Annotated in this window: 15 protein-coding genes and 2 tRNA genes; 4 read left to right on the top strand and 13 right to left on the bottom strand. The window is 38.1% G+C overall.

The window, feature by feature from the left end:
• Position 1: 1 nt before the first annotated feature.
• Both HMPREF9180_RS04645 and HMPREF9180_RS04640 read left to right on the top strand, forming a co-directional pair.
• A complete protein-coding gene (locus HMPREF9180_RS04645) occupies positions 2–2056 on the top strand; it encodes a cation:proton antiporter (RefSeq protein WP_006145322.1) in 2055 nt (684 codons plus the stop codon).
• A gap of 44 nt (positions 2057–2100) precedes the next feature.
• On the top strand, positions 2101–2964 hold the full coding sequence (locus HMPREF9180_RS04640; RefSeq protein ID WP_006145321.1) for a YihY/virulence factor BrkB family protein: 864 nt from the start codon (positions 2101–2103) through the stop codon (positions 2962–2964).
• A gap of 67 nt (positions 2965–3031) precedes the next feature.
• Here the strand turns inward: HMPREF9180_RS04640 and HMPREF9180_RS04635 are convergent, their stop codons facing one another.
• Positions 3032–3973, bottom strand: coding sequence for an ATP-grasp domain-containing protein (locus tag HMPREF9180_RS04635; RefSeq protein ID WP_006145320.1), 942 nt, complete (start codon positions 3971–3973; stop codon positions 3032–3034).
• A 13-nt stretch (positions 3974–3986) separates the two neighbouring features.
• Positions 3987–5237 carry a dicarboxylate/amino acid:cation symporter gene (locus HMPREF9180_RS04630; RefSeq protein ID WP_006145319.1) on the bottom strand — a complete coding sequence of 417 codons (1251 nt, stop codon included), beginning with the start codon at positions 5235–5237 and terminating at the stop codon, positions 3987–3989.
• Between the two features lie 244 nt (positions 5238–5481).
• Between HMPREF9180_RS04630 and HMPREF9180_RS04625 the strand changes: the two genes are divergently transcribed.
• A complete protein-coding gene (locus HMPREF9180_RS04625; RefSeq protein WP_025168642.1) occupies positions 5482–5841 on the top strand; it encodes a DUF3397 family protein in 360 nt (119 codons plus the stop codon).
• 108 nt (positions 5842–5949) lie between these two features.
• Positions 5950–7611 carry an N-acetylmuramoyl-L-alanine amidase gene (locus HMPREF9180_RS04620; RefSeq protein WP_006145317.1) on the top strand — a complete coding sequence of 554 codons (1662 nt, stop codon included), beginning with the start codon at positions 5950–5952 and terminating at the stop codon, positions 7609–7611.
• A 37-nt stretch (positions 7612–7648) separates the two neighbouring features.
• Here the strand turns inward: HMPREF9180_RS04620 and HMPREF9180_RS04615 are convergent, their stop codons facing one another.
• The 11 genes from HMPREF9180_RS04615 to codY form a co-directional block, all read right to left on the bottom strand.
• Positions 7649–7963, bottom strand: a complete 315-nt coding sequence (locus tag HMPREF9180_RS04615) for a hypothetical protein (protein ID WP_006145316.1) — start codon at positions 7961–7963, stop codon at positions 7649–7651.
• Positions 7964–8136: 173 nt separating this feature from the next.
• Positions 8137–8209 (bottom strand) — tRNA-Thr (locus tag HMPREF9180_RS04610).
• A gap of 46 nt (positions 8210–8255) precedes the next feature.
• A complete protein-coding gene (locus HMPREF9180_RS04605; RefSeq protein WP_025168641.1) occupies positions 8256–8717 on the bottom strand; it encodes a GNAT family N-acetyltransferase in 462 nt (153 codons plus the stop codon).
• 38 nt (positions 8718–8755) lie between these two features.
• Positions 8756–9541: an ABC transporter permease gene (locus tag HMPREF9180_RS04600; protein ID WP_006145314.1), complete on the bottom strand. Its 786-nt coding sequence runs from the start codon at positions 9539–9541 to the stop codon at positions 8756–8758.
• A gap of 1 nt (position 9542) precedes the next feature.
• Positions 9543–10361 (bottom strand): ABC transporter permease, encoded by an 819-nt coding sequence (locus HMPREF9180_RS04595; RefSeq protein ID WP_006145313.1) that lies wholly within the window; start codon positions 10359–10361, stop codon positions 9543–9545.
• Between the two features lies 1 nt (position 10362).
• Positions 10363–11355: an ABC transporter ATP-binding protein gene (locus HMPREF9180_RS04590; protein ID WP_006145312.1), complete on the bottom strand. Its 993-nt coding sequence runs from the start codon at positions 11353–11355 to the stop codon at positions 10363–10365.
• A 318-nt stretch (positions 11356–11673) separates the two neighbouring features.
• Positions 11674–12219, bottom strand: a complete 546-nt coding sequence (locus HMPREF9180_RS04585; RefSeq protein ID WP_006145311.1) for a histidine phosphatase family protein — start codon at positions 12217–12219, stop codon at positions 11674–11676.
• Between the two features lie 163 nt (positions 12220–12382).
• On the bottom strand, positions 12383–13264 hold the full coding sequence (locus tag HMPREF9180_RS04580; protein ID WP_025168640.1) for a class II fructose-bisphosphate aldolase: 882 nt from the start codon (positions 13262–13264) through the stop codon (positions 12383–12385).
• Positions 13265–13454: 190 nt separating this feature from the next.
• Positions 13455–13540 (bottom strand) — tRNA-Leu (locus HMPREF9180_RS04575).
• Between the two features lie 77 nt (positions 13541–13617).
• Complete coding sequence (locus HMPREF9180_RS04570) at positions 13618–14193, bottom strand: cysteine hydrolase family protein (protein WP_006145309.1); 576 nt, start codon at positions 14191–14193, stop codon at positions 13618–13620.
• Entirely contained in the window at positions 14193–14981 is a 789-nt protein-coding gene (gene codY / locus HMPREF9180_RS04565) for a GTP-sensing pleiotropic transcriptional regulator CodY (RefSeq protein WP_006145308.1), read from the bottom strand. Before codY ends, HMPREF9180_RS04570 begins: the two co-directional genes overlap by 1 nt.
• Positions 14982–15220: the final 239 nt, after the last annotated feature.

Here is a 15220-nt window from a genome sequence, read left to right as displayed (position 1 = left end):
AATGAATTTACTTTTTTATCTCTTAGTATTTTTACTAGTTCTTATTGTTTCTAGCACTACCAATAAGCTTCTGCCATTTTTACCCATGCCTCTGATTCAAATTTTGTTAGGGATTGGGATTGGACTTTGTTTACCCAACAACCAATATCACTTAGATACTGAGTTGTTTCTAGCTTTAGTCATTGGCCCACTACTCTTTCGCGAAGCCCAAGAAGCAGATGTAACCTCTATCTTAAAACACTGGAGAATCGTTCTCTACTTGATTTTCCCAGTTATCTTTATCTCAGCCTTGAGCATGGGAGGACTTGCGCATGTCCTTTGGGCTAGCCTACCATTAGCCGCCTGTGTAGCAGTTGGTGCCGCCTTAGGGCCAACAGACCTAGTCGCCTTCGCATCCCTTTCTCAACGCTTTACCTTTCCAAAGCGGGTTTCTAATATCCTAAAGGGGGAAGGGCTTCTTAATGATGCTTCTGGACTAGTAGCCTTTCGTGTGGCTCTCATCGCCTGGACAACAGGAACATTTTCGCTCACCCAAGCTGGAACTTCATTAGCCATTTCCATTGTTGGAGGATTTGCTGTCGGGCTTATAACCGCCTTCATAAATCGCTCCCTCCACTCTTTTCTCCTCAGCGTTCGAGCTACAGATATCGCGAGTGAGCTATTGCTCGAACTCAGTTTACCTCTCTTGACTTTTTTCATAGCTGAAGAAATTCATGTCTCAGGTATTATCGCCGTTGTAGTCGCTGGGATTCTGAAAGCCAGTCGTTTCAAGAAAATAAATCTCCTTGAAGCGCAAGTTGATACTGTTACTGAGACTGTTTGGCAGACTGTAACCTTTATGCTCAATGGTTCAGTCTTTGTCATTCTTGGGATGGAACTGGAAATGATCGCGGAACCAATTCTTAAGAGTGCATTTTACAACAAAGTTCTTCTCTTGCTCAGTGTTTTCCTCTTGACCTTCCTGCTTTTTGCTATCCGCTTTGTCATGATCTATGGATTTTACGCATTTCGAATTAAGAAGCTTCATAAAAGTTTAGACAAATATGTCAAAGACATGCTCCTCCTTACCTTTTCTGGTGTGAAGGGAACTGTATCCATTGCCACTATCCTTTTGATACCGTCTAATCTGGAACAAGAATACCCTCTTCTTCTCTTCCTCGTAGCTGGTGTAACTCTGGTAAGTTTCCTGACGGGATTACTAGTACTCCCTCACCTTTCTGAAGAGAAAGAACCGTCTAAGGATCAGCTCATGCACATCGCTATTTTAAATGATGTCGCCATGGAGTTAGAAAAAGATTTGGACCATACCAAAAACAAGGTCCCTCTCTATGCTGCTATCGACAACTATCACGGCCGAATTGAAAATCTCATTCTCAGCCAAGAGAACAAAGAAATCCAGGAGGACTGGGAAGCTCTTAAACTCTTGATTCTGAGTATTGAAAGCGATGGTTTGGAGCAAGCCTACGAAGAAGGCAAAATCGGTGAAAGAGGATATCGTGTCTATCAACGTTATTTGAAAAGCATGGAGAAAAATATTAAGCGAAACTTTGCTTCTCGACTAACCTACTACTTCCTTGTCTCCATACGCATTCTTCGTTTTCTACTTCATGAATTGCTCACATTTGGGAAAACATTCCGTTCATGGAAAGGCAAGGAAAAACAGCGACTTCTTGCCATTGATTATGACCAGATTGCAGAGCTCTACCTAGCTAATACGGAAATTATCATCGAGAGTTTGGAAAACCTCAAGGGGATTTATAAGAGTTCTCTGATCAGCTTCATGCAGGAATCTCGTCTCCGTGAAACCAGTCATATTACGAGTGGTGCCTTTGTGGAACGGGTTATCAATCGTATCAAACCCAATAATATTGATGAAATGCTTAGAGGATACTACCTTGAACGTAAATGTATCTTTGAATACGAAGCTCAAAAACTCATCTCAGCTCAGTATGCTAAAAAACTACGCCAAAATGTCAATAATTTAGAAACTTATTCCTTAAAAGAATCTGCTAATACCTTACCTTATGATATGATGGAATTAGTTCGAAGAAATTAAAGTCTATACAAAACAAGACAGAAAGAAAGTTGGAGGATTGTAACATGAAAAAGTTGTGGAAACAGCTGACTGATAGACCCTTATTAAAAGCTTTTTTGCACTACTATCAAGCCTCCGATAGTGAGTTAACTAGCGTTGCTGTTGCCTACTATTGGTTGATTTCAATCTTCCCTTTACTCATGATAGTGGTCAATATCTTACCCTACTTTCAAATTCCCATCTCAAACTTTCTATTAACAATCAAGGAATTTTTACCAGATACAATCTATGAAGTTGTTGCGAAGATTGTTAGAGAAGTTCTGACTCAACCATCGACAGGTTTACTAAGCTTTGCTATCTTATCAGCTCTTTGGACTTTCTCCAAATCCATGAATTTTCTTCAAAAGGCTTTTAATAAAGCCTATGGAATCGCAAAAAATAGAGGAATTATCTCACACCAGCTGATGAGTCTCTTAGTTAGCTTTGGCCTTCAAATTCTCTTTGCCCTTGCCTTATTCCTCAGTATGTTCGGCCATATGCTGTTGGATTTGCTTAAAAACTACTGGAAATCCGAGAGTGCTCTGTTTTCTTATCTACAAGATTTTACAGGACCGCTGATCTATGCCTTTCTTTTTGCAATCGTAATCATGCTCTATTATTTCCTACCAAATGTTAAAGTAAGTAAGATTCGCTACGTCATACCTGGAAGTCTCTTTGTACTAGTTACGACGATTGCTTTATTAAACATCTTTGCAGCTTATTTCAACAATTATGTCAATTATCTCGTTGATGTCAGATTTTTCAGTTCTATCGTCGTTGTTGTGATGATGTTCTGGTTCATTATCATTGCCAAGATATTGATCATCGGTGCTGTCATCAATGCCAGCGTTCAAAGTTTGAAGGATCCAGACTTTAAAGCAAAGCCATAAGTTTTCACCTAGTAAACAAATCAATCCCCCAGTCATTTGATACTGGGGGATTTTTGAATTTCCTACTTTATTGACCACTCGTTAGAGCTTGCAATTCTGTTTTTAGATACTGAGCCAAATGTTGGTGAGCAAAAATATTGGCATTTTTTTCTGCGGTAGGATTGTAGTTGGTGTTGGTATTTACATCATAGACATAAATGTCTCCACTCTCTGACTGAACCCATTCAATCGCCGCAACTTCAATCTGAGCATTTTTCAAGAAATTCTCATAAGATTCTCTCCGGTCATCTGGTAGAGGTTCTGTAATCTGGAATTTTTCAGACGTTTCTAGTTGCTCTGGTCTCTTGCCGATTTGACAACCATCTGCCGGACAAAGTTGGAAACCATCTGAAGAATCGATTGAAACAGTGTAGAGGAATTTTTGATTGATAAACTCTGAACGACGGATACGTCCATCACTTGGCTTGATGTAGGCTTGTAACAAAGTAATCCCATCCACCGAAGGTTCAAAGAGGGGACTATTGACATAAGCTTCCAGTTCCTCTTCATTTTGGAAGAGTTGAACTCCTAATCCTTTTCCAGCTCGATTATGCTTGGTAATCAAAGGATAGATATTTAACTTTCTTGCTGCCTCAATAATATTTTCTTGACCCAAAACTGCAACTGTCGCAGGCGTTTCAATACCAGACTCGTTTAACTTCAAATATTGTTTGACTTTACTGATTTCAAGGTTGATAGCACCGGTACCATTCACAACTTTGCGTCCGTGTGCTTCTAACCAAGTAATCACTTGCTCTGTAAATTCTGGCGCATAACGATGTCCTCTTGTGTGAGAAGACGCAGACATACGATTGTAAAAGATACCTTGTGGCGGTGGACTTTGCAAATCTAAAATCCCACTAGACAAATCCCAAAGTTCATAAGGGACTTCTAATTCTTCCAACCATTTCACTAAATGTTGAGTCCATTCTAGATTCTCGTGAATCACATAAACTTTTGCTTCACTCATTATTCATATCTCCTTAAGAAAAGCTGACTGATAATTGGCTTTCCTTTTCTTCTTCTAAAATATATCCTTCTGTTTTTTCGATAACGCTAACTGTTAAGATTTGACCCAAAACATTGATCATGGTACGACCAGCATTGACAAAGAAATCAACTGCAAAAATCAAGGCTACTCCTTCAACTGGTAAGCCCAATTGAGGTGCTGCAGCAAGTAGAACTACGATAGCTCCTGATGGTACGGTTGCCGCAGTTTTTCCAATCAAGGTCAAGAGTAAAACAGTAAACAAGAGACTTGATAAAGAAAATTGAATACCATAGGCGTGGGCGATAAAGATGGTCGCTACTGAGAAATAAACCGCTGCTCCTTCTAAGTTAAACGTATATCCTAAAGGAACAACTAAATCAATTGTATGCTCGTCATGCCCCTGTTTTTTCAAATCTTTAAGAAGGGATGGCAAGACTACACTAGAACTACCAGTAACAAAGCCCAGAGTCAAGAGACTCCAATTTTCACGAAAGGCTGATAAATACGGTACTTTAAAGAAGAAAGCAATCAAAGGGAAAATAAGCAGAACCAATACAGCATAAGCCAAATAAGTTCCAATTACAAACTGACCAAGCCCAATCAACTTGTCAACACCAGTAGTTGCAACATCTTTAGCGATAAATCCAAAAATACCAATCGGTGATAGTTTAATAATGACTGCAACAATCTTATAGATGGCTTCAATCCAAATTTGGAAACCTGCGATAATTTTCTGAGATTTCTCTGATTTAAGATTTCCAATTCCGTAACCAAGAAAGATTGCAAAAACGATAATTGGCAATAGAGAGCCATCTGAAAGAGATTTAACGATATTTGATGGAATGAATCCAAGCAAAAATTCGCTGAACTTGACATTGTTAGCAATCCCATCAAGGTTTCCACCAGTTTGACCGATATTCACTCCTTGACCAAATCCTAAATAGTAACTAGCAAATACAAACAAGAGCGTAATAGCAGTTGTTACGGTGAAAAAGTAAACCAAACTCTTGGTCAAGATTTTCCCAAAAGATTTTTTCCCGATAACACCAGCTACAGCAACAACGATAGTCGGGAAGATTAGTGGAATGATGACCATGTTGATCAATTTAATAAAGGCTTGTCCTAAAAATTGGTAAAAGCCTGCAAATTGTGGCCAGATGACCGCAGCGATAACACCCAAGACCAAAGCCACCAATAATTGGATTCCTAGTGAGAGTTTTGACCATAACGTAACTAATTTCATAAGATGCTCCTTTGTTTTATTTGCTACTCATTCTACTACGATTCTTTTCTTCTGACTAATATATATTTTCTATGGTCACCATAAAAAAGATTTATCATGAGGGCTCAAACTATTATCTTTTTTGTACTCAATATACATTGAATATTAATTAAGCATGAAAAATTAGATTTCAACAATTATTTTTACAAAAACATTGATAAATCAAGAAATTTGCTTCTCTATTCTTCAATTTTTATGATACAATATTGTTATGATTTTAATGAAATTCGCTTCCGTCTTGCTTTTGGTATTAACCTTAGCTTTAGCAATTATACTAAGCCGTTTTTTTAAGTTAAATAAAAGGGGCATCAACTTTGCTGATTTGGCTTTCCCTTTTCTCATTTTCGAATATTATTTAATTACTGCTAAGGTTTTTACACACAGTCAACTTCCCATTTTGGGAGCTGCCTTATCTTTACTGGCTATCATTCTAGCCTTTTTCTTCCTGAGCAAAAAACGTAGTTTTTATTATCCAAAATTCCTTAAATTCTTTTGGAGAGCTGGATTTCTGCTGACATTGCTCATCTACATCATCATGATCATTCAAATCTTTATGATGAAATAAAAATAAACCATGCCAGCATCTCAACAGTTGGTGACTAGTTCTTCCACATGAGGTGCTTTTCTAATGAAATTTTAAAAAGAGATTATTAATGAATAGGAGATAAAACAAGTGAAAAAAACGCTCTTGGCTAGTGCCATCACGCTTACATATCTAGGATTCGCAACAAGTTCAGCTGTAGCTGAGGAACATCAAGTACAAACTACTGTAGCTGAAACAAAGCAACAAACAACAACCGATAAAGTTGAAAAGAACACCCCATCCACTGAAGTAAAATCAAGTGTCCCAACACCTTCCACAACGAATCCAAATGAAAGTCAAACAAATAAAGAAGCAAACAAAACGCCTGAAGTTCAAAAAGATGGATGGGTATTAGAGAAAAATATCTGGCGCTTCTATGAAGCTAACCAACCTACACTAAACTGGAAAAAGATCAACGGAAAATGGTACTACTTTGATAAAGACGGTATCATGCTCAGCGATACTATCTTTGATGGCTATATTCTGACTAGTAGTGGTGCTATGGTTGATAGTGGTTGGGCTAACATTAAAGATAAATGGTATTACGCTAACGCTTATGGAAAAATTTCTCAACAAAAATGGGAAAAAGTCGGAGGTGTATGGTATTACTTTGATAAAGACGGTGTCATGCTCAGCAACACAATTTTTGACGGCTATATTTTTACCAATAGTGGTGCCATGGCTGAGAGCGCTTGGGTAAAACAGGATGGGAAATGGTACTACGCCCAAGCTTCTGGTCGATTAATCAAAAACAAGTGGGAAAAATTTAGTGGGATCTGGTACTACTTTAATAATGATGCCACAATGGCAAGCAACCAATGGCAAGGTAGCTACTACTTAAAAGATAGTGGTGCCATGGCTGAAAAAGAATGGATATTCGATAAAAACTACAATAGTTGGTTCTATTTGAAATCCGGTGGTGCTTATGCAGAGCGTGAATGGATTGGCTCCTACTACCTCAAGGCAGGTGGTTACATGGCTAAGAGTGAGTGGATTGATGATAGCTACTATAAAGCTCGTTACTATGTAGATGAAAATGGTGTTTATGTCACAGGAACCCATAAAATAGATGGAAAAAACCAACAATTTCAAAGTGATGGAAAATGGATTGGTGAAGCTTCTGTGAGTCGTGGTTTTGAAAAGGGGAAATATAACAACATCATCTTCCTAGATCCAGGTCACGGCGGTAAAGATCCTGGTGCTGTTTATTACAATACTAATGAAAAAGACCTAACCATGCAAGTTTATCAAAAATTACGCAAGGAACTCCAAGGTCTTGGCTATACTGTCCTTTCTTCTAGAGATAGTGATGTCTTTGTCGACTTTGTCACTGAACGTTCAAGAATAGCCAACAATACTGATTCAGATATATTGATCAGTATTCACTTTAATGCTAGTGGAAATCCAGCTTCAAATAGTGCTGGTATTCAAACTTATTCTTATGAAGCAGACCCTAGTTATCCTTCTAGGATCAACAAATACTGGCATAACAATCCCGACCGAATCAGTGAAAGCAATCGTCTTGCAGCTGACATCCACTCTTCTCTTCTAGCTGAAACAGGTGCCAAGGATGCAGGTCTCCTCCAAAGAAGTTTTGCTGTACTTCGTGAAACTGATAAACCAGCAGTTCTTTTAGAATTAGGATACATTGATAATTTCGACGAAAATCAACAGATTCGTAGCGATGCCTACCAGAACAGATTAGTGGCTGGTATTGTCAAAGGTATTCAAAAATATTACGCAGGTCAATAAAGAAAAAGTCTCGAGAAAGCTCGAGACTTTTTTTGTATTATGCTTCTTTCTTATTAACGTCAGGAATGAGAAATCCAATTCCCACGCAAGCCAGCACTCCTGCACCGATAACTAAACCACTTGAAAGTGGCAAGATGTCAAAAATAGCATTTGCAATGATAAAGGCAATCATCAAGCTCATGAGACTGGCCTTATAATCTTTTTTCACTAGATTTTCAAGTGTAAATAATAGAAACAGACCTACTGGAAATAGTGCCCAGATGTTAACATCCAAACTTGGCCATCCAACTAAACCAAAATACAAGACTGCTCCTGCTACTACTAAAAATCCGATACCTAATACTTTTTTCATGATTCTACCTCATTTTCTATTTTGTTAGGAAGCTATATCTCCCCTTGACAATTACTACTATAACAGAAATAAAAATCACAAACAATAGATTTTGTCTATGTGGTAAACATCATAGACTATGTGGTCAGAATTTTATAAAAAGAAAAAGAAGCCCAAATGGACATCTTTCACTTTGCCGATTGCAGGGATCGAACCTGTGACCTACGCGTTACGAGTGCGTTGCTCTACCAACTGAGCTAAATCGGCGATTACCACTTTAGTATAGCACTCTCAATTTTTTTGTCAAGAAGTTTTAAACGATTTTCTTTATCAAAACCTGACAAGGATTTTGAGGATCCCATAGTTGAGGAAAAATCTCTAATTTTTTAAAACCAACACTGCGATAAAAGACATTTGTTCGGTCATAATCTTGATTAGAGCCTTCTGCGACTGTTTTCACTTGTAAATAATCAACGTTTTTACGTGCTTCACTTTCTAAAGTAGCAAGCAATTGACTCCCAATTCCTCTACCTTGATGACATTTTTTTACACCGAGACAATCAATCTCTGCACAATCTTCACTAGAATAGGACAAGCTTACAAAGCCAAGCAAATCACCCTCCTGATAGGCAGCCCACACTTGCAAGTCCTTGGCTCCTTCGATGTAGGCTTGCGTGCTTTCTGGTATTCCAAACCATTCTGGCAAATCCTTTAAAACCTCCGCGACAACTGCCATTTTTTGATCTTCATTCTTGACTTCTTTAATTACAAACATCATAAGTTCCTTTCTTGATTTTAGTCTTACTCTAGTTCTTACGAACCAGCACTTTCGTAGGCATCTAGCCCCCTGTCCCAAAGTTTGAGGGAAATAACAAAGAAAACAAGAGAAATCAGAATCAAACCACCGATATTAAAGAAGACATCCTTGTCCTGCAAGAAATAGCTGGCAGGATAGTAGGCCGTAAAGGCGAAAGGTACAATAAAGCTAATTAACCAACGAAGGAGCGAATTGTAAATAGAAATAGGATACTTGGCAAAATCATTAAACATATAGAAAATGTAAATCATGGCACCTGACTGCTTGGTCCAAAAAGCGATGCTGGCTGTCGCAATTTTCAAGGAAGTATAAATCAAGGTCGCAAAAGGAATACAAACTAGAAAAAGCAGGAATTTGGGAAGAGTCCAAGCAATGCTAGTCGCCGTTGTCGCTAGTAAGATTCCACCGACCAAAAGTTCACCCAAGGCATCAATCTGAAAGGTCTCAACGAGGATGTGAAAAAGAGGATTAATAGGACGAGTCAGATACTTGTCAAACTCCCCTTTTCGAACTAGTCGTTGACCTAAAGCCCAGAGATTGTCAAAAAAGAGATGATCTAATCCCTTTGGAATTAAGGAAAATCCATAGATAAAGGCAATCTCTTGAAAGGTCCAACCTTCTAGCGAGGGGATGTGTTGAAAGATGACATTGAGAAACAAGAGGTTCAATCCTTGAGTCAGAAAGACTCCCAAGACACCAACCACAAAATCAACCTTGTACTCCATGATTTGCTTGATGTATTGTCTGATAAAAATCAGATGCATGCGTTGATATTTTTTCATCCTAACCTCCCTGAATGGTGATAAATGACTGGACTCGTTTCCAAATCAACTGAGACAAGCCCACCATCACTATAAGCCAGAAAAACTGAAGCAAAAGTGCTTGAAGAATCTGACTGGAATCGTATTTCCCAACAATGATCATAACCGGAGTGTAAATCAAGGATGAAAATGGCAAGAAGGACAGAATATCTGAAACGATTTTCGGAAAGAAAGCCAAGGGAATCAAACTGCCAGACATAAAGGCCACTATTGAAGTCTTGAGTAGATTGGAACCCCATAGATTTTTAAACACAAAGGCTGAAAATCCAAAGCAGATATTAAAGAAAAAGTTAATCAGATAAGCCAGAGTTAAGCTAAAGAGGTAAAGGACAGTTAATCCTAGCACTTCTACAATACCTTGCCCAGATATGATTTTCATCAAAACAATGACACTTAAAAATGGCAGCCCAACAGAGATAAAAATCAACCACTTGGAGCCAAGTTCGGTGAAAAGGTAAGAGGCCGCAAAATGCACTGGTCTAAGCAAGCGCATGATAATGGAGCCATCCTTGACCTCCTCCCCAATCATAAAGGAGCTATCAGACCTGGTCAACAGATTGGTCACAAAACTCATGATGATGTAGAGAGTGATATCTGCCATACTGAAGCCCTGAATCAAAGACTCTTGCGAAGAATCAAAGACAGCCTTCCAGAGATAAAAGGCCACAAAAGCCCCCATAACATCCCCAATCCGATAGAGAATAAAGTTGACTCGATAGGTAATCAACTCCTGAATCCCTGCATTGATAAAGGGTTTATAACGTCTCCACAATTTGACCATCTTAGAGCTCCTTTCGATAGAAGCGACGGATAATATCTTCAATATCCGTATCTACCATCTTCAAATCACGGACTTCAAAATCAGATAAGGTTTGCTTAATAATATCAGCTGATTGGTAGCAAGAACTATCGAATTCAATAGTCAGGTTATTTCCTTGTCTATCAATTATCATATCAGGCAAGCCTTCATAATGAGAGACGAGATGACTTTGACCTGGCGTCAGCTCAAAGGAGAGAGTCTTCATCTTGCCAAAGGTCTCCTTGAGCTGGCTCACCGTTCCATCAAAAATCTCCTGCCCCTTGTCAATCATAAAAATCCGATCACAGAGTTGCTCAATGTCGCTCAAATCATGAGTAGTCAAGAGAATAGTTGTTTCTTCTTCTTGATTGATTTGAGTAATAGCCCGGCGAATGTTATCCTTGACCGACACATCCAAACCAATAGTCGGTTCATCTAAAAAGAGAACCTTGGGATTGTGAAGTAAGGAAGCCGCAATATCCGCCCGCATCCGTTGACCTAGTGAAAGAGTCCGCACAGGATCCTTGATAAATTCCTTCAAATTCAAAACTTCATTCAAAAACTCCATGCGCTTACGGAAAAGCGAGTCTGGCACATCGTAAATTTCCTTCAAGACCGTGTAGGTCTCTTGCAGTGCCAAATCCCACCATAACTGGGTGCGTTGTCCGAAAACGACTCCAATATCCTTGACATAATCTTGGCGATTGTCCTGGGGAATCTTGCCGTTAATCCGACAAAAACCAGAAGTCGGTTTTAAAATTCCTGTCAGCATTTTGATGGTGGTTGACTTCCCAGCACCATTTGCCCCGATAAATCCTAAAATCTGCCCTTTTGGAACTTCAAAAGTTAAATCCTTGACCGCTTCAAAGGTCTGCTTTTCAGGATGAATAAAGGAGCGCAAGGCTCCCTTTAACCCCGGCTCCTTAACTGTCTTCACAAAATTTTTCTGAAGATGTTGCACTTCTATCATTGCCATATCTATCTCCCTATCGTAAGAAACAACATTGTATTTTTGACTATAAATATTCTAAATCCTTACTTTCTAAAACTTCTAAATTTTTATTATTACAGAAGAATTTATACCAACCTATTATAATCCAATAAAAAAAGGAATGCAAGCGTTTGCTTGTAGATTATGAAATTAGATATTTCTCTCTTAAAATAGTGCTTTTGAGTCAGAAATTCTGGTTTAATAGTTCCTTAAAACACCAAAAAACCTGCCCTTAGGGGCAGGCTACGAATTGTAAAAAGGCAAACTATTTTGATCAATATGAATCACTATTGAATCAAAGAACTAATCTTTCATAATTCTTTTCACAATCCCATTTCTATCAATTAGAAAACAATCTGGAAAGGTCATCTGCTCCCATTTTTCATAATCAAAACTGGAATCAAAGTGATGTAGTAGTATTCCTATCAAATTCCCGTGTGAACTCAGTAAAATCGTCTTATCTGAGTATCTTCCTTCCAATTCCTCCAATAAATTTAGGATTCTCTTTAAAGCTACTTGATTTGATTCACCTCCTACAAAAGATTGATCTGGATTGTCCCATAAATATTTAATACTGTCCTCAAACTCAGAATCTTTTATAAAGGTTGAAGATAATTTTCGCTCTCGTAACCGATTATCAAGAACTATTTTATCAAATTGAATTGGCGAGCTATTAATCGTTTCAAATGCTCGTTTATAAGGACTAGAAAAATAATAATCAATATTAAAAGAATTCAAAAACTCTAACTGGTCAAGAGATGAAAATCCTTTTTCTGACAAAGTTCTATTAAAATCATCACTTGAAAATCTTGAATGAGCATGTCTAAGTAAAATATAAGAATTATTCATGAATTATAATTACCCTGAAAATATATACTATATAAGGAGGAAAGTTGTTTTACAAGCTCATATTATCTTACTTAAGTATAATTGTCAAATAGATTCATTCATTTTAGTCATACAAAAAACCCACCTTCACAGGCAGGTTTCTATTTTGTATGTCTAGGCTAGATTAAGCTTTACCTTCTGAACCGAATACGTCGATACGTTCTTCAACTGCAACAGTGATTGCATCAAATCCTGGTTTCAAGAATTTACGTGGGTCGAAGAGTTTCTTCTTATCGTATTCTGCTTCATTTGCTTCGTATTCACGAGCAAATTTACGAGTTGCGTTAGCAAATGCGATTTGGCATTCAGTGTTAACGTTAACTTTAGCAACACCAAGTTTGATAGCTGCTTGGATTTGGTCATCAGGGATACCAGAACCACCGTGCAATACAATTGGGAATCCTGGAAGAGCTTCAGTTAATTTCTTCAAGTGGTCAAGGTCAAGACCTTCCCAGTTTGCAGGATAAGGGCCATGGATGTTACCGATACCTGCTGCCAAGAAGTCAATACCTGTAGCAACCATTGCTTTAGCGTCATCGATTGGAGCCAATTCACCTCTACCGATGATACCGTCTTCTTCACCACCGATAGTACCAACTTCAGCTTCAACTGAAACACCCTTAGCATGAGCTTTGGCAACTACTTCTTTAGCCAATTTAAGGTTTTCATCTACTGGAAGGTGTGAACCATCAAACATGATTGAAGTATAACCAGCTTCGATACATTCAAGAGCATCTTCGTAATGACCGTGGTCAAGGTGAATAGCAACTGGTACAGTGATTCCCATTGCTTCTACAAGGTTTTCAATAAGGGCTTTACATACTTTATATCCACCCATGTATTTAGCAGCACCCATTGAAGTTTGGATCAAAACTGGAGCTTTTTTAGCTTCTGCTGCACGCAAGATAGCTTGAGTCCACTCAAGGTTGTTAGTGTTGAATCCACCAACTGCGTAACCATGGTCACGAGCTGCTTGGACAAATTTTTCTGCTGAAACGATTGCCATTTTATCAGGCCTCCTGTATATTTTTATGGGATATCCCATTTACATTGTTTATTTTATCACTTTTGAGCAAAAAAAGCTAGTTTTTCCCTAAACTTTAAAGCGTTTTCTTTTTTTACCTAACAATAGGATAGTTTTTACAAGGCTTATTTTCATGAACAAAAAAAGACAGCCAAAGCTGTCTCTTATCCTATGCGGAGAGAGGGACTTGAACCCTCACGACCTAAAGCGGTCACAGGATCCTTAGTCCTGCGCGTCTGCCAATTCCGCCATCCCCGCGTCGATTACTGTACTAGTATATCAACTTTCCCAAATCTTGTCAATACTTTTTTCATATTTTTACATATCTATGAAAATTATTCAGTTATTTCACTTAAATTTTCATCAAGCAACTTGGCTCCTAGGGTATTCTTGAAGTGAGAGAGCGCAAATTGATGATTTTCAGGCCAAATAGAAGCGACAGCTGGTTTGACAATTTCAATCTGATAGCCAAGATTGTATGCATCAATAGCTGTGTGGAGAACACAAATGTCTGTTAAAACGCCTGTCAAAATGACAGTATCTACACGACGCTCTCTTAGACGAATATCCAAATCTGTCCCTGAAAAGGCTGAATAGTGACGCTTATCCATCCAGAAAACACGACTATCATTAGCATGCTCCTGATAGAAGTCTGCTAACTTTCCATACAAATTGCGTCCACTAGTCCCAATGATGTTATGAGGTGGGAAGAGTTTACTTTCCGGATGAAAAACATCGTTTTCCTCATGAGCATCAATCGTAAAGAAGATATAGTCCCCGCGCTCAAAAGCTTTCCTTGTCACCTGATAGATAGTATCTGAAATAGCTTGCGCTGGAGCACCAGCAGTCAATTTTCCATCATCTGCAACGAAATCTTCCGTGTAATCAATCGAAATCAAAGCCTTGGTCATTAGTAATCCCTCTTCTTCACTTCTTCAAATATATCTGGAATCAATACTTTAAGATAGGTTCCCTTCATACCCAGAGAACGGCTCTCAATAATTCCTGCTGACTCAAGTTTACGTAGGGCGTTGACAATCACTGAACGTGTAATACCGATACGGTCTGCAATAACTGAAGCTGTCAGCTGACCTTCATTACCATTTAGTTCTCCTAAAATAGCAGATACTGCTCTAAGTTCAGAGTAAGAAAGGGTATTAACTGCCATCGTTACTGCTGTACGACGACGAATATTTTTTTCATCTTCTTCTCTTTGGAAATTGAGAAGTTGAATCCCAACTACAGTGCTTGAAATCTCAACAAGAATCAAATCATCATCTTCAAATTTCTTATCGTTACGCCAAATAATCAAAGATCCTAAACGAATTCCTGAGACATGAATTGGAGCAATAGTTGTCAATCCATCAGGAAAATCAGCACGACTCTCAGTCGGAAAAATAGTCAAGTCATGCTCTACTGGAAGGTTTGCTTCCGTATCATAAATCATGTTAGCACCTTGAATATAGTCATCAGGGAAAATCTTTGATTGGAAAAATTGCTCTACACGGTCATTATTGGTTTTGTAGCGCATAAAATATCCCAAAAGTCGACCTTTACTATTCACAATACAGGCATTGCAATGGATAATATCAGCCAACTGACGGGTAATGGCATTATAAGGTAAATCATCTTGGAATTGTTCCTCAGAACGTTTCAACATAGATGTAATTTTTCTTGTTTTTTCTAATAAGTTTGCCATAACTCACCTCGCATTTAATCCCTATTATTATAACATAAAGAAAGCGATTTTTCAATAATTATCTGAAAATTGTTTATTGAATTGCAATTCTCTTTTGTTTGGAAATTTTTGATATTTTTTGAATATTTTTATTGACAAAGCTATTCTTTTTTGATAATATAATATTACAAGATAACAAATATATAAATCCTTTGATGTGTATGAGTATTTCTAATGTAGGTCTCCTTATATATAAAAAA

It is taken from the genome of Streptococcus peroris ATCC 700780, assembly GCF_000187585.1.
GTDB classification, from domain to species: Bacteria; Bacillota; Bacilli; order Lactobacillales; family Streptococcaceae; genus Streptococcus; species Streptococcus peroris.
Note: the sequence above shows the minus strand (reverse complement) of the source record. Positions and strands in the feature narration are given on the sequence as shown.